This window comes from Amaricoccus sp. (assembly GCF_017995835.1).
In the GTDB taxonomy this organism is placed as follows: domain Bacteria; phylum Pseudomonadota; class Alphaproteobacteria; order Rhodobacterales; family Rhodobacteraceae; genus Amaricoccus.
In genome coordinates, this window is record NZ_JAGOID010000006.1 from 48,257 (window position 1) to 66,251 (window position 17,995).

Consider the following 17,995-nt stretch of genomic DNA (forward strand, 5'->3'; position numbering starts at 1 on the left):
TCAGGCGAACGCCGCGACCTCGGCCTCGATCTGGCCCAGAACGTCGTCGAGCAGCGCCGGATCCTCGCATTCGCCCATGATGCGCACCAAGGGCTCGGTGCCCGACTTGCGGATGACGAGCCGCCCGCGGCCGGCGATGCGCGCCTCGCCCTCGGCGATGGCCGCACGCACGCGCGCCTGATCGAGCGGCGTCGCCCCCTTGCGGTAGCGGACGTTGCGCAGCACCTGCGGATAGGGGTCGAACACGCGGGCGATCTCCGAGGCGCGCTTGCCGGTCTCCACCATCGCCGACAGGAACTGCAGCGCGGCGATCAGCCCGTCGCCCGTCGTCACGTAGTCGGTCATCACGATATGGCCGGACTGCTCGCCGCCGAGATTGTAGCCGCCCTCGCGCATCGCCTCGACCACGTAGCGGTCCCCGACCGGAGCGCGCAGCAGCCGCAGCCCCTGCCCGGCGAGGTGGCGTTCCAGCCCGAGGTTCGACATCACGCTCGCGACCAGCGTTCCCTTTTCCAGCCGCCCCTCGGCGGCCCAGCGGTCGGCGATCAGCCCCATGAACTGGTCGCCGTCGGCGAGCTTTCCGGTCTCGTCGAGGATCAGCACCCGGTCGGCGTCGCCGTCGAGGCAGACGCCGAGATCGGCCCCGTGCGCGACCACCGCCGCCGCCGCGGCCGCGGCGTCGGTCGAGCCGCAACCGTCGTTGATGTTGAAGCCGTTCGGCGTCACCCCGACCGGCACGACCTCGGCGCCGAGCTCCCAGAGCACCTGCGGCGCGGTGCGGTAGGAGGCGCCGTTGGCGCAGTCGATCACCACCTTCAGCCCGTCGAGCCGCAGGCCGCGCGGGAAGGTGGTCTTGGCGAACTCCATGTAGCGGCCGCGCCCGTCGTCGATCCGGGTGACGCGGCCGATGCGCTCGGGGACGGCCAGCGCCGGCGGACCCTCGAGCAGGGCCTCGATCTCCTCCTCGGCGGCGTCGGAGAGCTTGAACCCGTCGGGGCCGAAGAACTTGATGCCGTTGTCCTGATAGGGGTTGTGCGAGGCGGAGATCATCACGCCGAGATCGGCGCGCATCGAGCGGGTGAGAAAGCCCACGGCCGGCGTCGGGATCGGGCCGACGAGAAAGACGTCCATCCCCACCGAGGTGAAGCCCGCGGTCAGCGCCGTCTCCAGCATGTAGCAGGAGCGGCGGGTGTCCTTGCCGATGACGACGCGGTGCGCGTGCCCGCCGTTGGTGAAGAAGCGCCCCGCCGCCTGCCCGAGCCGCAGCGCGGTCTCCGGGGTCATCGGATCGTCGTTGGCGCGGCCGCGCACGCCATCGGTGCCAAAGAGTTTCCTGCTCATTTCATGTCGCCTCTGTCCGGGTCCGGAGCGTTGAGGGCCGCCCACAGGGCGAACGCCTGTCGCGTCTCGGCTGCGTCATGAACTCGTATCACCTGCGCGCCCTGCCGCAAAGCCTCGAGCGCTACGGCAATCGAGCCGGGACCGCGACCGGAGGGTTCCGGCGCGCCGCCGATCGTGCCGATGAAGCGCTTGCGCGAGGCCCCGAACAGGATCGGACAGCCGAGCCCGTGCAGGATCGCGAGCCCGCGAATCAGCGCGAGATTGTGCTCGACCGTCTTGCCGAAGCCGATGCCCGGATCGACCAGGAGGCGCGCCCGCGGCACGCCGGCCGCTTCCGCCGCCGCGACTCGCGCGGCGAGATAGTCGGCGACGTCGAGCAGCACGTCGTCGTAGGCGGGCGCGTCCTGCATGGTCCTGGGATCGCCCTGCGCATGCATCAGCGCCACCGGCCAGCCGCCCGCGACCGCCGCCGGCAGGCTGTCGGGATCGTAGCCGAGCGCCGAGACGTCGTTGAGCAGGTCCGCCCCCGCGTCGAAGGCGGCGCGGGCGACCGCGGCCTTGCGGGTGTCGATCGAGATCGGGATGGCGACGCCGGCGGCGCGCAAGCCCGCAATCACCGGCACGACGCGGTCGATCTCCACCGCCTCCGGCGTCGGATCGGCCCCGGGCCGCGTGCTCTCGCCGCCGATGTCGAGGATGTCGGCGCCCCCTGCCACCAGCGCCTCGGCCTGGCGCAGCGCGTCCTCGCGCCGCAGGTGCCGCCCGCCGTCGGAGAAGCTGTCGGGCGTGACGTTGATCACCGCCATGATCCGCGGCCGGTCCAGCGAGAGGCCGCAGACGGGCGCCCGCGGCGCCGTCAGCGCGGCGAGCGCCGCGGCCGGCGCCTCGGTCGCCGGAACGATCCGCGGCGGCGCGCCCCGGACATGGACGGCCACGCGGTCGAACCACAGCGGCCCGCCGGCGAGCGCCAGCGCGCCCGGCGGCCGCGAACGCTCGGTTTGCGGGATCGGCCGGAACCAGGTCACGCGCGGGCGAGCACGGCGCTCACGAGGCCCGGAAGCTCGGCATAGTCGGCAAAGACCCCGTCCGCGCCGAACGTCTCCGGCCGCCGGGCGTTGTAGCCTTCGGTGTGGAGCAGGAACTTCGCGCCCGCGGCGCGCGCGGTCTCCGCGTCGGTGGCGCTGTCGCCGATCATGATCTCCGGCCCCGGGGCCAGCCGGTCGGCGGCGTGGCGAAAGAGCCGCGGGTCGGGCTTGAGCACGCCGGGCAGGCTGTCGCCCCCGGTCAGCGCCGCGACGTGCCGGCCGAGCCCGACGCCGTCGATGATCGCCCGCGCCGGCCGGTCCGGCTTCTGGGTGCAGACCGCGATGCCGTGGCCGTCCGCCGCCAGCCGGGCGAGCGCCTCGGGCACGCCGGGATAGGGCGACGTGCCGGTGACCGGATCGGCTTCGTAGTGACGGCGATAGGCCGCGAGATGAGGCTCGACACCGCCCTCCGGCACGCCCCCCGTCACCTCGAGCAGGCGCTCGACCAGCCGGCGCATGCCGTGGCCGACGAAGCCGAGCACCGTCGCCTCCGGCGCCGGTCGCCGGCCGATCTCGGCGAGCATCGCGTTCGCGGCGACGGTCATCGTCGGCGCGGAATGCACCAGCGTGCCGTCGAGATCGAAGACCAGCCGCGCCATCACGCCCTCCACTTGATCGAGCAGCCGATCGAGGCGACCTGCGCCTCCGGCCCGCGGCCCGTCGCCGCGATCCGTTCCATCGCCGCATAAAGCTCGCGCGGCGCGTCCGGGGCCGCCTCCCGCCCGCTCGCGTCGAGCCGGCCGCGATACTGCAACTCCAGCGCGGCGTTGTAGCCGAAGAAGTCCGGCGTGCAGACGGCGCCATAGGCGCGGGCCACCTCCTGCGTCGCGTCGTGGAGATAGGGGAACGTGAAGTCATGGGCGCGGGCGAACGGCCCCATCCGCTCGGGCGCGTCCTCCGCCCGGTCGGTCGGGTCGTTGGCGTTGATCGCCACGACGCCGAACCCGAGCGCGGCGAGCGCCCGCCCCTCCGCCGCCAGCCGACCGGCGATGGCCTTCACGTAACGGCAATGGTTGCAGATGAAGACGACCAGCAGCCCCTTCGGCCCCTTCAGCTCGTCGCGGGTGCGGATGCGGCCCTCGGTGTCGGGCAGCGCGAAATCCGGGGCGGAGAGGCCGAAGTCGCAGACGGGCGGAATGGCGGCCATGGCTCAGGCTCCGATACGCGCAGGCGAGGACGCCAGGCGCAGCGCCACGCCGGACGGCAGCCGTTCGGGGGCGGCGTCGCCGCAGACGACGACCTCCCCCGCGCCGAGCTCGCCGGCGAGCCAGGCCGCGGCCTCGGCCGGGCGGCTCGCGTCGAGCGGAGGCCGGGGCGCGGCGTCAGCGAGCATCCGCGCCGGGGCCCAGACCGCCGGGCGTCCCGCGCGCGCCGCCCAGTCGAGTTCGGCCCGGCTCGACGCCACGGCGAGCCCGGGCGCGCGGGCGCTGAGCGCCCAGGCCGCCTGGTCGATGGCGAGCAGCCCGATGCGGAACCCGGGCTCGTCCGCCGCCGCCGCCTGCGGCGTCGCCGGGGCGACCGTCAGCGCCGCGCGCGGCGCGGCCAGCGCGGCGGCGAGCCAGGCGGCCGCGTCCGGTCCGCCAAGCGCTGCGCGGCCGAGATGGATCACCCGCGCCACGCCCGGCGCGGCGGCGGCCTCGGGCCCGTGCAGGCGCACCGCCCCGTCCGGCAGCCGCCGGCGCACGATCTCGACGCCGAGCGCCCCCGGCGCGCGGTCGAGCTTCTGCACCCGGACGAAGGCGCGGACGGTCCGCGCATCGGCGAGACACCCGGCGGCGACGCGCTCGGCCAGCGTCTCGAGCAGGTTCACCCGCTCGGCGGCGAGCGCGGCGGTGATCGCCTCGATGATCGTGTCGTAGGACAGCACCCGGTCGACGTCGTCGCTCTGCCCGGCAAGGCCGGGCACGACCTCGAGCACCACGTCGAACTGCACGCGCTGGGCGACGCCGCGCTCGACATGAAAGGCGCCGATCTCGACGGCGCGGACATGGTCGCGCAGCGAGATGCGATCGAGCGGCAGGCCGTCGGCGGCGGCGCGCACGTGCGGCGGCTCGAAGGCGATCGCTGTCTCGTTCATGGGGCGCCCATGCGCGCCCCATAGCGCCGCCGGCCCCGGGCCGCAAGCGCCGGCCCGACCGCCGTCGCGGTCGCGTTAACCCGGCCGCAAGCCGGCGCCCACAGGCTCGTCTTGCCCGCCGCGCGTGCGCGGGCATCTGCTGCCGCCATCCCGGTCGCAGAACGATGGTTGACGACCCGCGGCCACGGCGCATCGTATACGCAGGAGAGCCGCCCGAACAGGTGTAGACGAGATGTGGCGGTTCATCCCGAATTGGCTGGTTAATACCATGACGATCTGCCTCCTTGCCTCTGGCGCTGGCGCGCAGGACAGCCATCCGGCCCGATTCGATCGGCCCGTCGGCCCGGAAGGCCCGGACGAACGGCTGTTCCAGGAAGCGGTGCTCTTCTACGTCAACGTCGAGCGTCGCCGCGCCGGCCAGCGATCGCTCGCCAACGACGCGAAGCTCGCCCGCGTCGCGGCCGGCCACGCCGCCAACATGGCCGCGCACCGCCTGATGAGCCACCGGCTCGCCGTGCCCAAGGGCGGCAAGCTGGTCGAGCGGCTCCAGGGCAACGGCGTGCCCTACCGGCGCGCCGGCGAGAACATCGCCATGGACAAGGCGTTTCGCCTGGTCGGCCGGCCGATCTCGACCCGCGCCGTCGGCTGCGCCTTCACCTATGCCGACACCGGCGAGCCCGTGCCGCGGCACACCCACGCGAGCCTCGCCACCGCGGCGGTGACGCGCTGGATGAACTCCAAGGGACACCGCGACAACATCCTCGACCCGAACTTCCGCCGCATGGGCGCCGGCGCCGCCATAGATCCCGGCGGACCGGCCTGCGGCGACGTCTACCTGGCGCAGAACTTCACGGGGTGACGATCATGGAGCCATCTCGACGGCAAGCGACGGGATGGCTCCTGGCGATCTGCCTCGGCGCGGCGCTGCGGGCGCCCGCCCGGGCCGCGACCATCAGCGCGGACGCGCTCCTGTCGGGCGACGATTTCTGCGCCGCGCTCCTCGCCGGCATCAACAGCGAGCGCGTCTCCCTCGGGCTGAAGCCGCTGGCGCGCGACGCCCGGCTGACCGCCGCCGCCCGGGCCCAGGCCGGGATCATGGCGAACGCGCGGATCATGGAGCACGAGATACCCGGGACGCCGAACTTCCCTGCCCGGCTCCGCGCCGCCCGGGCGCGGCCGCGCACCGCCGGCGAGAACATCCTGCGCGACAATCTCTCCCGCTACGACCTCGGCTGCGCCGCCGTCTCGGCCGACCTGCCGCACCGGCTGGCGCAGGACGTCGCCACCGTCTCGGTTCCGCGCTGGATCGGCTCCGCGAAGCACTTCGCCAACATCGCCAATCCGCGATTCCGCCGCGCCGGCGGCGCCTTCGGGATCGTGGCCGCCGCCCCGGACTGCGGCCAGATCTACGTGGCGCAGGTCTTCGCCGGCTGAGGCCCCGCTCCGCGCGTCAGCGCTGCGCGACGCGGGTCGGCTGGCGGTAGAAGATATGGGCGCCGATCGCCGCGGTGCGGGTGAAGGTGCGCGACCACCCGGGCCGGACATAGGTGGCGTGGAAGTTGGTCGCGCCGTCGGTGATGTCGCGGGCGCGGCCGTCCAGCATCATGCGGGCGATCTTCTCGGCGCGGGCCCGGGCGACGCCGCTCGCCATCGCGTCGGACCGGCCGTCGCAGGCATAGGAGAACTGGCAACCGCCGCCGCCGCCCGCGCCCTGCCGCGTCACCCCGCAGACCGTTCCGGGATACTGCGGCGAATCGACGCGGTTCAGGACTACCTCGGCGACGCCGATCTGGCCGGCCAGCGGCTCGCCGCGCGATTCGAAGTAGACCGCCTCGGCCAGGCACTGGAACTGCGCGTCGCCGGAGGCCGGCGCCATCCCGTCGAGCGCAGCGAAGTCGAGCCGCGCCGGCCCCACCGACGCCGGCCGGTCGGGGGTCGGCAGGTCGGGCGCGGCCTGCCGCGCCGCGACCGTGATCCGGGAGGCCGCTTCGGCGCGGGCGCCGGCCAGCTTCTCGATCCGACCCGCCCCGACCGCGTCCATCGCGGCCGACTCGCGCGACATGATGCGGGACAGCTGCCCGGCGGCGGCGTCGCCATCGGCGCCCGTATCGGCGGCGGCGCCACCGGCGGCGAGCCCGCTCCCGAGACCGGCGACGAGCGCCGCGGCGAACGCGGCAGGCCGCACGATTCGAGCCCAGCCGATGGTGGCGCGTCCGGTCATTGTCCCTCTCAAGCCCTGGCGCGCGACCCTGACGGGATCGCGTCGTTGACGATTTCGCGGGCATAGAGACCGTGCCGGCCGCCAAAAGTCCAAACGATTGCAATGAGTAAGCGGAAACCCGCCAATCGCGGCGCGCGCCTCGACCGGTCAGGCGGGACGAAAGGCGAAGGGATTCAGACTTCTTTAAGACAGTCGTGAACCGCTCGGCGGCCCGCCTCGAGCAGCCGCGCGACCGCCTGGAACGGGCTCGGCGAAGCCGCGATCCGCGGACCGAGCGCCGCCAGCCCGACCGATCCGAACGAATCGGCGATGCGCGCCTCGGCCCAGGCGCGGCCCTGCGCGCGCCGTCGCGCCGGCGCGTCGGGCGCCGCCGCCATGCGCGCCGCGATCCGGTCCAGGGCGGCGTCGACGCCGGTCCCGTCCAGCGCGGAGACGATCGACACGTCGGGCGCCGGCCCGTTCCCGGCGGCGAGCGACAGCGCGCCCCGCAAGTCCGCCGCCGCCCGCCGCGCCGGCAGGCCGAGGTCGCCCTTGGTGACGAGCACCACGTCGGGCACCTCCATCACCCCCGCCTTCATGAACTGGAGCGCGTCCCCCGATCCGGGCTGCGCGCAGAACACCACGAGGTCCGCCACGTCGCCGATCTCGGTCTCGGACTGGCCGACGCCGACGGTCTCGACGATCACGAGGTCGAACACCGCGCGCATCAGCGTCATGGCCGGATAGGTGATGTCCGCGAGCCCGCCGAGACGCCTGCGCGCCGCCATCGAGCGCACGAACACGCCCCGATCCTCCGGGTCGGTCTCGATCCGGGTGCGGTCGCCCAGCAGCGCGCCCCCCGACCGGCGCGACGAGGGATCGACCGCGATCACGCCGACCGTCTGGCCGCGGGCGCGAACCCGGGCGATCAGCGCGTTCACCAGCGTCGACTTGCCCACCCCCGGCGGTCCGGTCAGCCCGAGCGCGACGCCCGTTCCCTCCGCCAGCGCCGCGTCGAGCAGCGCCGCCAGTCGCGGCGCCGCGGCGTCGGTCTCGAGCGCCGACAGCGTGGCGGCAAGCGCCCGCTTGCCGCCGGCGCGCAGCGCGGCGAGATCGTCCGGCAGCGGCCGCGTCATGCCGGGGCCCCGGCCTCCTTGTGGGCGAGGATCGTCGCCTGCGCCGCCGCGAGCCGCGCGATGGGCACGCGATAGGGCGAGCACGAGACGTAGTCGAAGCCCGCCACCTTGCAGAAGCGCACCGAGAACGGATCGCCCCCGTGCTCGCCGCAGAGGCCGAGCACGAGATCGGGGTTGCGCTCCCGCCCGCGCCGGGCCGCGATCAGCAGCAGCTCGCCCACCCCCTCGACGTCGAGCACGTGGAACGGATCCTCGTGGAACACGCCGAGGTTGACGTATTCGCGCATGAACCGGCCGGCGTCGTCGCGACTGAGCCCGTAGGTCATCTGCGTGAGGTCGTTGGTGCCGAACGACAGGAACGCCGACGACGCCGCCAGATCGCCCGCGCGCAGCGCCGCGCGCGGCGTCTCGACCATCACCCCGAGCTTGTAGGCGAGGCGCGTCCCCTGCTCGCGCTGCACGGCCGTCGCCACCGCGTCGATGCGCGCCTTGACGAGCTCGACCTCGCGGTTCGCCGAGACGAGCGGGATCATCACCTCCGGCGTCACCGGGTCGCGCGCGTCGCGGTTGACCTCGATCGCCGCCTCGAAGATGGCCCGCGCCTGCATCTCGTAGATCTCGGGCAGCACGATCCCGAGCCGCACCCCGCGCATCCCCAGCATCGGGTTCACCTCGGCCAGCCCCTCCGCCCGCGCGCGCACCGTCGCCGCCGGCAACCCGGTCGCCGCGGCGATGGCGGCGAGCTCCTCGCCGGCATGGGGCAGGAACTCGTGCAGCGGCGGGTCGAGCAGGCGGATCGTCACCGGCAGGCCGCGCATGATCCCGAACAGCTCGCGGAAGTCGTCACGCTGCATCGGCAGCAGCAGGTCGAGCGCGGCGCGGCGCTCGGCCGCGGTCTCAGCCAGGATCATCTCGCGCATCGCGGTGATCCTGCCGTCCTCGAAGAACATGTGCTCGGTGCGGCATAGCCCGAGCCCGTCGACGTTGAACTCCCGCGCCATGCGCGCCTCCGCCGGCGTGTCGGCGTTGGCGCGCACCCCGAGGTCGCGCGCCGCGTCGGCCCAGTCGAGCAGGTCCGAGAGCGCGCCGCCGATCTCGGGTGGGATCATCGCCGGGGCCCCGACAATCACCTGGCCGCGCGCCCCGTCGATGGTGACGAGCGCGCCCTCGCGCAGCACGCGCCCGTCGGGGGTGACGATCGTGCCGGCCGCCTCGTCGATGCGCAGATCCCCCGCGCCGACGACGCAAGGCACGCCGAGCCCGCGCGCGATCACCGCCGCGTGGCTGGTCATGCCGCCGCGCACCGTCAGCACGCCGCGCGCCGCGTGCATCCCGCGAATGTCCTCCGGGGTGGTCTCGGTCCGCGCGAGGATCGTCGCCTCGCCCTGCCCCGCGGCGAGCTGCGCCGCCTCCGGCGTCAGCACCAGCCGCCCGGTCGCGGCGCCGGGGCTGGCGCCGAGCCCGGTGGCGCAGACGTCGCGGGCGGCGGTCGGGTCGATCTGCGGATGGAGATGCTCGACGAGGTTGCGCGGGTCGACGCGCAGGATGGCCTCGCCGCGGGTGATCGCGCCGGCGTTGGCGAGGTCGACCGCAATGCGCACCGAGGCCCGGGCCCCGCGGCGGACCGGGGCCGCGTCATGGATGACGACGCGCCCGTCCGCCAGGGCGAAATCGAACTGATAGGCCTCCCCGAGGCCGGCCGAGGCCGTGGCCGCCGCCGAGCAGAGCGCCGCGACCGCCTGCGGGGCGAGCGTCTCCAGCGCCTCCGGGCCGCCGGCGACCGGGATCGGGCGGGTCGTGCCCTGCGCGAGGAACTGGCCGACGACCGTGGGCGCCCCGGTGCGGCTGTCGACCATCTGCACCGACCCCGAGCCGCACAGGCCAGTCCCGCCCGCGGGCGCGCGCTCCTGCACGATCAAGCCGAGGCCCGCATCCGCCGGCGCGCCGCGGGCCTCGCGCAGGATGCGCGCGCTCGCCGCGTTCCAGGCCCGGGCCATCGCACGGGCCGCGCCTTCGAGCTGGTCGAGCGGATCCTCGGGGAACGGCGTCCCCGTCTCCTCCTCGTAGAACCGCTTCTTCGCGGCGAGGAGCGCGGCGATCTCCTCCGCGCTGAGTTCGGTGACCGGCTTGCCGCGGCTGGCGAGGCCGAGCGCCTCGAAATCCTCGGCGTCGAGCCCGGCGACCGACACGGCATAGGCCTGCACGAATCGACACATCGCCGCCCCGGCGCGGCGCTCGCCGATGCGCGCGGCGAGACTCGGCAGCGTCGCGGGCCCGAGACCGATGTCGAGCACCGCCGGCGCCCCGCCCCAGGACCGGCTCTCCGGGCTCGAACGCAGCACGTGTAGCCGCCCCGCATCGAACGAGACCGGCAACGCCGGCATCGGGCCGCCCTCGGCAAGCTCGCGCACGCAGTCGAAGGAGAGCGCCAGCCCCGGCATGACCGGCAGGCCGAGCCCGCGCAGGCGGGCGAGCTTGTGGGCGCGGCGACCATGGATGGCGTCGCGCACCCTGTCGCCCGCGTCCAGGCTGACGACGGCGTCGAGCGGCGCCGGGGTGATGTCGAGCGGTTTCATTGCAGTGCAGCATAGTCGGGATTCGACCGTGCGCAAACCAAATTGTCACGAATGCGTCGCGCCGGCGCCAATCATGCGCCAGCGGCCACCCGAGGCGGCCCGGTCGCACGGATCCGGACGGGCGTCAGCCCGGCGACAGGACAAGCTCGCGCAGGGGCGCGCCCCCGTCGATCAAAAGACGCCCGCCGGGCGCCAGCGCCGCGGCGATCCGCGCCCGCGCCGCCGCTTCGGCCTCCGGATGGCGGCCGTCGAGGGCGCCGACGCGGATGGCGATCGCGAGGTCGAAGGGACGCTCGCCGGGGAGGAGCGTGAAATCCTCCGCCGCGACCTGGCGAAAGGCGAGCCGTCCCGCCGCCATCTCCGCGCCGCCCTGCGCGAGCGCGAGCGCGATGGCGCGGGCGGAGCGGTCGATGGCAAGGACGTGGCCGCCCTCGATCCGCGCCGCGGCGGCGCGGGCGAGCGCGCCCGGGCCGCAGCCGATCTCGAGCAGGCGCAGGCCGGGGCGAAGCGGCAGCGCGTCGAGGATGGCGCGAAGCCGCGGCGACAGCGCCCCGGCCACGCGGATCAGCCCTCCAGCGCCGAGAACACCGCGACCCGGTTCATCACCGCGCGGATGCGGTTGAGCAGGCAGAGCCGGTTGCGGCGAACGACCGGGCTCGGCGCGTTGACCGTCGTGGTGTCGAAGAAGGCGTCGATCACCGGCCGCAGCCGCGCCAGCGCGGTCATGGCGGCCCCGAAGTCCTCGGCGGCGAGCGCCGGCCCGAGCGCCGCCTCCGAGCCGTCGAGCGCGGCGAAGAGCGCCTTCTCGGCCTCGGTCTCGGCGAGGCGCGGCTCGGGGTCGAGCGAATACTCGACGCCGTCCTTCTTCTCCTCCTGGGTCAGGATGCTGACGGCGCGCCGGTAGCCGGCCAGCAGGTTGGCGCCGTCCTCGCTGCCGAGGAAGTCCTGCAACGCCCGCACCCGGGCGACGAGGAGCACCAGATCGTCCTGGCCGCCGAGCTGGAAGCAGGCGTCGATCACGTCGTGCCGAACCCCCTCGCCGCGCAGATGCACCTTGAGCCGGTCGGCGAGGAACCCGAGCAGGTCGCCGGCGAGGACGAGGGCGCATTCGCGCTCGACCCGAGCGTCCGAGAGGTCGGGCACCTCCTCCCCGGCCGGGGACAGCGCGGCCATGGCGGCGCGGCTGCGGCGGACCGGCGACAGGAAGACGTCGAGCAACCGCACCCGATGGCCGCCTTCGAGCAGGATCCGGATCACCCCGAGACCGGCGCGGCGGAGCGCGAAGGGATCGCCCGAGCCGGTCGGCTTCTCGCCGATGGCCCAGAAGCTCGTCAGCATGTCGATCTTGTCGGCGAGCGCGACGGCGACCGAGACCGGCGCGGTGGGGACGGCGTCCGAGGGGCCGAGCGGGGCGTAGTGCTCCTGCGCAGCGGCGGCGACTTCGGCCGGCTCGCCCGCGGCGGCGGCGTAGTAGCGACCCATCACCCCCTGAAGCTCGGGGAACTCGTAGACCATCGCCGAGGCGAGGTCGGCCTTGGCGAGCCGCGCCGCCCGCTCGGCCGCCCCCGGGTCGGCCCCGACCAGGGGGGCGAGTTCGCGGGCGAGTTCGGCGATGCGGCCGACCCGCGCGCCCTGCGTGCCAAGGCGGTTGTGGAAGGTGACAGCGTCGAGCTTCGCCGCCATGTCGTCGAGCGGCGTGGCGAGGTCGTTCTCCCAGAAGAACGCCGCGTCAGACAGGCGCGCGGCCAGCACCCGGGCGTTGCCGGCGAGTATGGTGGCGCCGGCGTCGGCGGTCTCGCGGTTCGCCACCACGACATAGCCCTCGATGCGGCCGGTCGCGGGGTTGCGCGCGGAGAGGAACTTCTGGTGCTCGCGCATCGAGGTGCGCAGAACCTCGGGCGGCAGACCGAGGAACCGCTCCTCGATCCGGCCCATGAGCACCACCGGCCATTCGACCAGCCCGGCGATTTCGGCGAGGAGACCCGCGTCCTCGACGATCTCCAGCCCGCGGGCGAAGGCCTGCTGGGCGGCGTCGTGGGCGATGCGCTCGGCCCGCTCGGCCGGATCGATCAGCACGAAGGCGCGGCGCAGCTTGCCGGCGTAGTCCTCGAACGAGCCGACCACGAGCGGGGCCGGCGCCATGAAGCGGTGCCCCCGCGTCATGTCCGAGGCCGCGATCCCGTCGATCGCCAGCGGCACGATCTCGCGACCGGCCTCGTCGGCGAGGACGCAGACGATCGAATGGAGCGGCCGCACCCAGCGCAGGCTGCCCTCGCCCCAGCGCATCGACTTCGGCCATGGAAAGCCGCGGATCACTGCCTCGACCGTCTCGGCGACGATCTCCGCCGCCGGGCGCCCGGGCCGGGTCGTGACGGCGAAGTAGACCTTCGATTTCTTGTCGTCGCGGATCTCGAGCTGGTCGCGGGCAAGGCCGGTCGAACGCAGGAAGCCCTCGATCGCCGCCTCGGGGGCATCGACGCGCGGCCCCTTGCGCTCGTCGCGCATGTCGGGCGACCGCCCCGCGAGACCCTCGACGGCGAGGACGAGCCGGCGCGGCGTGACAAAGGCGGCGGCGCCCGCATAGGTCAGGCCGCGCTCCACCAGCCCGTCGGTGACGAGCTTCTTCAGGTCCGCGGCCGCCCTGCCCTGCATCCGGGCGGGGATCTCCTCGGACAGGAGCTCGAGCAGCAGGTCAGGCATGGGCGGGCTCGGGGCTGGAAGCGGGGCGCGACGGGCAAACCGGATGCGCCGCCCGAGGTCAAGGGGAAACCGCGCCGCCGCGAGGTCGCGCGGCGCACCCACGCCTCAATGCACCGATTTATGCATATGGACGGTGCATGGATCGTGCATGGATTGTGCATCGCCTTTTTCCCGTTGGTTCAAAGGCTTGCCGGATCTTCCCCCAACGATCGGCTCATCTGCACCAACGCCTCCAGAATCGGCGTGTGCGGCTCCCGATAGGGCGCGATCAGCCCCACGGTATGCGGCGGCCGGATCGCCTTCATCGGGATCACCCGGATCGCCCGCCCGGCCGCAAGGAATTCCGCCTGCTGCCGCGGCAGCACCGTCCCCCAGTCCCCCGCCTCGACATGGGCCATCAGCACCACGGTCGAATTGGACTGGATCGCCGATTCCGCCGGGATTCCGGCCTCGTAGAGGTTCTGGTTCACGATCCGCCGGTTCTGCATGTCGGGCGTCAGCAGGCAGAGCGGCGCCCCCGCCAGGTCCTCCCACGCCACTTCCTCCCGCCCGGCGAGCGGATGGCTCTCGTGGCAGACCCAGCGGTACTCCTCGCGATAGAGCGGCACCGCCGTCACATGGCCCAGCGGCTCGTTGTCGAGATAGGAAATCCCCGCATCCACCTGAAGATTCTCGATCATCGCCAGAATCTCGATGGAGGTCTCCGACCTAACCGTGAACCGCACGTTCGGATGCGCCCGGCTGAACCGCACCGTCAGCCCCGCCGCCACGGTCAGCGCCGTCGGCACGACCGCAAGGCGCAAATCCCCGGAAAGCCCGTGCCTTGCGGCCCGCATCTCCTCCTTGAGCGTGCGCGTGTCCCCCACGATCCGCCGCGCCCAGTGCAGCACCCGCTGCCCCTCCGGCGTCAGCCCGCCGAACCGGGACGAACGCCAGACCAGCATGACGCCGAGCTGTCCCTCGAGCTGCCGGATTCCCGCCGAAAGCGTCGGCTGCGTGATCCCGAGACTGTCGGCCGCCTTGCCGAAATGCCGCTCCCGCGCCAGCGCGATGAACATCTCGAGCTTGTCGATCACGGCCGCGCCTCCCGGTCGGGAAACGGCAAGCTATTGCCTTCCGAGACTCATGGAAAGCTCGGCCCCGTTGCCCCCGTTGCTCCGCCCGCCGACGTCCGGCTATATCGATCGCGCCACAGGAGGGGCGGCCATCTCCATCACCATCGAACACATCCGCAAACTGATCGGCGAGCCGACCTTCTCGCGCGGCCTCGACTACAATCGGGCTGGCCGGGTGCTGAAGCTGGCGGAACGAAATGAGGACGGCATGATCCTCGCTTCCGTGCAAGGCTCGGCGAAAACCCCATACAGACAACAGATTGCGCTCGAACGTGATTCCGGGGGGAAGTTGACGGGGCTCCGCGCGGTCTGCGACTGCCCCGTCGGGCACAACTGCAAGCATTCCGCCGCGGCGCTCATCGCCATGGCGACGCGCGAGGCCACGCCAGGCGCGCCCGACCCGCCTGCGCGGCTGCCTCCGATTCTGGAGGCCTGGCTCGACCGGGTGCGGACGGCGGACGCGCCGGAGCCGGTCCGGCCGGAGGCAGGCGCGGACGGCTATCCGGACAACGTGCGCGACAGGCTGATCTACGTCGTCGACGTCACCGCCTCGGGCAGTCCCGCGGTGACCCCGATGAAGGCCTCGCTGCGCAAGGACGGCACGCTCTCCAGGACGGCGCGCCGCTTCGACGCTTCGCGTCTCGCCTGGCAGGAGACGCCGAAATTCCTTCGCGCCGAGGACCTTCGCATCCTGCGCAGGATCGACTTTCTCGGCCTGAATCGGTCGGTCTATGCCGCTTCGCGCGGCGTGCCGGAACCGGGCGAGGTCACCGAGGCGCTCGGGCAGATCGCCGCTACGGGCCGCGGACGACTGGGAGAGGTCTCCGGGCCGGCGCTGGCGACGGGCGGCGCGCGGACGGGTCGGCTGACCTGGGTCGCCGAGCCGGACGGCCGCCAGAAGCTCCGCGTGACCGATGGCGACGACCGGAAGCTGATCGTCGTCGCCAGCCACCCGCCCGCCTATGTCGATCCCGCCACCGGGGCCTTCGGTCCGCTCTCCTTCGAGATCCCGGCGAAGCTGGCGCTGGCGGTGCTCGCGGCGCCCGACATTCCGCCGGAAGCCGCCGAGACCGTCGCGGACGCATTGGAGCAGCTCGGCGCCGGGATGCCGGCCCCGAACCGGATCAGGACCGCGACGCGGACGGGGATCCAGCCGACGCCGGTCCTGCGCCTGTTCGCGCTGCACGCGCGGACACGACCGCGCTGGAAAAAGCCGGCTGTCCCCGTCACCCTGCCGGCGCTGCGGCTCGCCTTCGACTATGATGGTCATTGCGTCGCGACCAGCTCGCCGCACGACCCGAAATTCCGTGACGGCGATACGATCGTGACCCTGCGCCGTGATCGCAAGTTCGAGGACGGGGCGTTCGACCTGATCGAGGAGCGCGGTCCGCTTCCGATCGACTATCTCGACATGAATTTCGGCCGCGACGCGGAGGGGCGCGATCTGGCTTTCGCCGAAGACGCCACGCCCGGCATGTTCGAGGGCGCGAGCGACGCGATGGCGTTCACCGCCGATACGGTCCCGCAGCTCCGCGCCGACGGCTGGCGCGTCGAGATCGACCCGAGCTGGCCCTACCGCCTCCATGAGGGCCCGGTGCAGTTGCGCGCCGCGTTGGAGCAGGGCGGCGGCGACTGGTTCTCGCTCGGCCTGACCCTCGAGGCCGGCGGCCAGCGCATCGATCTCGCCCCGCTGGTCGGCTCGATCGTCGCCGCCCTTCCGCTCGATGCCGATGGCGCGCCGGAAGCCGGCTTCGATCTCGACGAATTCCTTGAGGATGTGACGGTCTACCAGCGCCTCGCCGATGGAACGCATGTCGCCCTGCGGGCGGCGGAGCTTGCGCCGCTGGTCAATGCCGTGCGCGGCCTCCTCGACGGCTTTCACCGCGCCGAGGCCGGGCGATTGCCGGAACTGGCCGAGGCGCTCGACGGCTGCGGCGTGCCGTTCGAGGGCCGCGCCGCGCTGATCGAACTCGGCCGCAAGCTGCGCGCGCTGACCGCGGCCCCGATGGCCGAGCCGCCCGCGGCGCTGGCGGCGGAACTCAGGCCCTACCAGAAGACCGGATATGGCTGGCTGAGCGCGCTGGCCGAGACCGGCTTCGGCGGCGTGCTCGCCGACGACATGGGCCTCGGCAAGACGGTGCAGACGCTGGCGCTTCTGGTCGAGCGCCACCTCGCGCGCGGGGCCGACCGGCCGAGCCTCCTGATCGTGCCGACAAGCCTCGTCGGGACCTGGCGGCGCGAGGCCGAGCGTTTCGCGCCGGAGCTCCGGGTGCTGGTGCTGCACGGCCCCGACCGCCATGCGCTGTTCGACCGGATTCCCGCGCATCACCTGGTGATCACCACCTATCCGCTGGTTCACCGCGACCACGCGAAGCTGTTCGCGCAGGACTGGGAACTCGCGGTGCTGGACGAGGCGCAGGCGGTGAAGAACCCGGCCTCGAGCGGCGCCAAGCACATCCGCGCGGTACGAGCGCGCACCCGTCTGGCGCTGACCGGCACGCCGATGGAGAACAGCCTGCTCGATCTCTGGACGCTGTTCGACTGGCTGATCCCCGGCCTCCTCGGCGACCGCAAGGCCTTCACCAACCGCTTCCGCACGCCGATCGAGAAGCTCGGCGACGCGGCGGCGCAGGCGGCGCTCAACGCCCGCGTCCGCCCGTTCCTCCTGCGCCGGACCAAGGCCGACGTCGCGGCCGACCTGCCGGAGAAGACCGAGATCACCGAGCTCGTTCCGCTCGGCGATCCCCAGCGCGGCCTCTACGAATCCATTCGCGTGACGATGGACGCCCGCGTTCGCGACGCCATCGCGGCCAAGGGGCTGGCGGCGAGCCGCATCACCATCCTCGACGCGCTCCTGAAGCTGCGCCAGGTCTGCTGCGACCCGGAGCTGGTCCGGCAGGCGGGCGCGAAGCCGGTCTCCGACAGCGCCAAGCGCGAGCGGCTGATCGAGATGCTGGAGCAGCTGATCGCCGAGGGCCGACGCGTGCTGGTATTCTCGCAGTTCGTCGCCATGCTGCGGCTGATCGAGGCCGACGTGAAGGCGCGCGGCTGGGACTACGCCTGGCTGACGGGCGAGAGCCGCAACCGCGAGGAGGTGATCTCGGGCTTCCAGGAAGGGCAGGCGCCGCTCTTTCTCATCAGCCTCAAGGCCGGCGGCGTCGGCCTCACCCTGACCGCGGCCGATACGGTGATCCTCTACGATCCGTGGTGGAATCCGGCTGTCGAGCGCCAGGCAATGGACCGGGTGCATCGCATCGGTCAGGACCGCGCGGTGTTCGTCTATCGCCTGGTCGCCGAGGGATCAGTGGAGCAGGCGATCGCCGCGCTGCAGGCGAGAAAGCAGGCGCTGGCGGACGCCCTCTTCGAGGGCTCCAACGAGGGCCCGCTCGCCCTGACCGAGGCCGACCTCGCGTCCCTGTTCCAGCCGATCGGAGCATAGGAACTTGAACCGCCCCGGGTTTGCCGGAGGCTGTTTCGGTTGGGTCCTGTGCTGCGAGGGCGGGTTCCTCAAGCTGGGCGGGCCTCGGCCTCGGCGGGCGGGATGCTCGGTCGGCAGCGCGAGCCGTCTCTGCGCTGAAGCCGATCTTCGCCGCGATCGATGAGGTCGCCGCCCACTGCATCCGCACGGCACGCGCGCGCACTTCAGGCGCATATGTCTTCGCTGTCCTTGGTTCCATAGCTCCATCCCCTCGAGAGTTGGAGCCCCCGGCAAACCCGGCGCGGTTCATCCCCCTCATATCAGCCGCGGCTTTTTGACTCAGCAGG

14 protein-coding genes are annotated in these 17,995 nt (G+C 73.1%); 3 read left to right on the forward strand and 11 right to left on the reverse strand.

Annotation, left to right across the window (positions count from 1 at the left end; translation table 11 throughout):
- Genes glmM through KBA23_RS02125 form a run of 5 tightly spaced genes read right to left on the reverse strand, consistent with a single transcriptional unit; the run spans window position 1 to window position 4,503 of the window.
- Window positions 1-1,341, reverse strand: a complete 1,341-nt coding sequence (gene glmM / locus KBA23_RS02105; RefSeq protein ID WP_290736240.1) for a phosphoglucosamine mutase — start codon at window positions 1,339-1,341, stop codon at window positions 1-3.
- Entirely contained in the window at window positions 1,338-2,366 is a 1,029-nt protein-coding gene (gene folP, locus KBA23_RS02110; RefSeq protein WP_290736243.1) for a dihydropteroate synthase, read from the reverse strand. Before folP ends, glmM begins: the two co-directional genes overlap by 4 nt.
- Window positions 2,363-3,025: an HAD-IA family hydrolase gene (locus KBA23_RS02115; RefSeq protein WP_290736246.1), complete on the reverse strand. Its 663-nt coding sequence runs from the start codon at window positions 3,023-3,025 to the stop codon at window positions 2,363-2,365. Before KBA23_RS02115 ends, folP begins: the two co-directional genes overlap by 4 nt.
- Window positions 3,025-3,573 carry a thioredoxin family protein gene (locus KBA23_RS02120; protein WP_290736249.1) on the reverse strand — a complete coding sequence of 183 codons (549 nt, stop codon included), beginning with the start codon at window positions 3,571-3,573 and terminating at the stop codon, window positions 3,025-3,027. The genes KBA23_RS02115 and KBA23_RS02120 overlap by 1 nt, the downstream gene beginning before the upstream one ends.
- A 3-nt stretch (window positions 3,574-3,576) precedes the next feature.
- Window positions 3,577-4,503 carry a dihydroneopterin aldolase gene (locus KBA23_RS02125; RefSeq protein ID WP_290736252.1) on the reverse strand — a complete coding sequence of 309 codons (927 nt, stop codon included), beginning with the start codon at window positions 4,501-4,503 and terminating at the stop codon, window positions 3,577-3,579.
- Window positions 4,504-4,771: 268 nt separating this feature from the next.
- Here KBA23_RS02125 and KBA23_RS02130 point away from each other — a divergent pair, with 268 nt between their 5' ends.
- Window positions 4,772-5,362 carry a CAP domain-containing protein gene (locus KBA23_RS02130; protein WP_290736255.1) on the forward strand — a complete coding sequence of 197 codons (591 nt, stop codon included), beginning with the start codon at window positions 4,772-4,774 and terminating at the stop codon, window positions 5,360-5,362.
- 5 nt (window positions 5,363-5,367) lie between these two features.
- Complete coding sequence (locus KBA23_RS02135; RefSeq protein WP_290736258.1) at window positions 5,368-5,937, forward strand: CAP domain-containing protein; 570 nt, start codon at window positions 5,368-5,370, stop codon at window positions 5,935-5,937.
- 16 nt (window positions 5,938-5,953) lie between these two features.
- On the opposite strand, the gene KBA23_RS02140 is transcribed toward KBA23_RS02135, so the two are convergent.
- The 6 genes from KBA23_RS02140 to KBA23_RS02165 all read right to left on the reverse strand — a co-directional run bounded on the left by KBA23_RS02140 (window position 5,954) and on the right by KBA23_RS02165 (window position 14,191).
- Entirely contained in the window at window positions 5,954-6,724 is a 771-nt protein-coding gene (locus KBA23_RS02140) for a cell wall hydrolase (RefSeq protein WP_290736261.1), read from the reverse strand.
- 173 nt (window positions 6,725-6,897) lie between these two features.
- A complete protein-coding gene (locus KBA23_RS02145) occupies window positions 6,898-7,839 on the reverse strand; it encodes an ArgK/MeaB family GTPase (protein ID WP_290736264.1) in 942 nt (313 codons plus the stop codon).
- Window positions 7,836-10,415: a putative PEP-binding protein gene (locus tag KBA23_RS02150; protein WP_290736266.1), complete on the reverse strand. Its 2,580-nt coding sequence runs from the start codon at window positions 10,413-10,415 to the stop codon at window positions 7,836-7,838. The genes KBA23_RS02145 and KBA23_RS02150 overlap by 4 nt, the downstream gene beginning before the upstream one ends.
- A gap of 124 nt (window positions 10,416-10,539) precedes the next feature.
- Window positions 10,540-10,974 carry a class I SAM-dependent methyltransferase gene (locus KBA23_RS02155; protein ID WP_290736269.1) on the reverse strand — a complete coding sequence of 145 codons (435 nt, stop codon included), beginning with the start codon at window positions 10,972-10,974 and terminating at the stop codon, window positions 10,540-10,542.
- A gap of 5 nt (window positions 10,975-10,979) precedes the next feature.
- Complete coding sequence (gene glyS / locus KBA23_RS02160) at window positions 10,980-13,115, reverse strand: glycine--tRNA ligase subunit beta (protein ID WP_290736271.1); 2,136 nt, start codon at window positions 13,113-13,115, stop codon at window positions 10,980-10,982.
- A gap of 179 nt (window positions 13,116-13,294) precedes the next feature.
- Complete coding sequence (locus KBA23_RS02165; RefSeq protein ID WP_290736274.1) at window positions 13,295-14,191, reverse strand: LysR family transcriptional regulator; 897 nt, start codon at window positions 14,189-14,191, stop codon at window positions 13,295-13,297.
- A gap of 328 nt (window positions 14,192-14,519) precedes the next feature.
- Between KBA23_RS02165 and KBA23_RS02170 the strand changes: the two genes are divergently transcribed.
- Window positions 14,520-17,669 carry a DEAD/DEAH box helicase gene (locus tag KBA23_RS02170; protein ID WP_290736277.1) on the forward strand — a complete coding sequence of 1,050 codons (3,150 nt, stop codon included), beginning with the start codon at window positions 14,520-14,522 and terminating at the stop codon, window positions 17,667-17,669.
- The last annotated feature ends 326 nt before the right edge of the window (window positions 17,670-17,995 follow it).

Bases quoted from the DNA above. Each gene is read 5' to 3' on its own strand.
- KBA23_RS02130 (WP_290736255.1), top strand. From the start codon at position 4,772: ATGACGATCTGCCTCCTTGCCTCTGGCGCTGGCGCGCAGGACAGCCAT.
- KBA23_RS02120 (WP_290736249.1), bottom strand. From the start codon at position 3,573: ATGGCCGCCATTCCGCCCGTCTGCGACTTCGGCCTCTCCGCCCCGGAT.
- KBA23_RS02125 (WP_290736252.1), bottom strand. From the start codon at position 4,503: ATGAACGAGACAGCGATCGCCTTCGAGCCGCCGCACGTGCGCGCCGCC.
- glyS (WP_290736271.1), bottom strand. From the start codon at position 13,115: ATGCCTGACCTGCTGCTCGAGCTCCTGTCCGAGGAGATCCCCGCCCGG.
- KBA23_RS02145 (WP_290736264.1), bottom strand. From the start codon at position 7,839: ATGACGCGGCCGCTGCCGGACGATCTCGCCGCGCTGCGCGCCGGCGGC.
- KBA23_RS02135 (WP_290736258.1), top strand. From the start codon at position 5,368: ATGGAGCCATCTCGACGGCAAGCGACGGGATGGCTCCTGGCGATCTGC.
- KBA23_RS02115 (WP_290736246.1), bottom strand. From the start codon at position 3,025: ATGGCGCGGCTGGTCTTCGATCTCGACGGCACGCTGGTGCATTCCGCG.
- KBA23_RS02140 (WP_290736261.1), bottom strand. From the start codon at position 6,724: ATGACCGGACGCGCCACCATCGGCTGGGCTCGAATCGTGCGGCCTGCC.
- glmM (WP_290736240.1), bottom strand. From the start codon at position 1,341: ATGAGCAGGAAACTCTTTGGCACCGATGGCGTGCGCGGCCGCGCCAAC.
- KBA23_RS02150 (WP_290736266.1), bottom strand. From the start codon at position 10,415: ATGAAACCGCTCGACATCACCCCGGCGCCGCTCGACGCCGTCGTCAGC.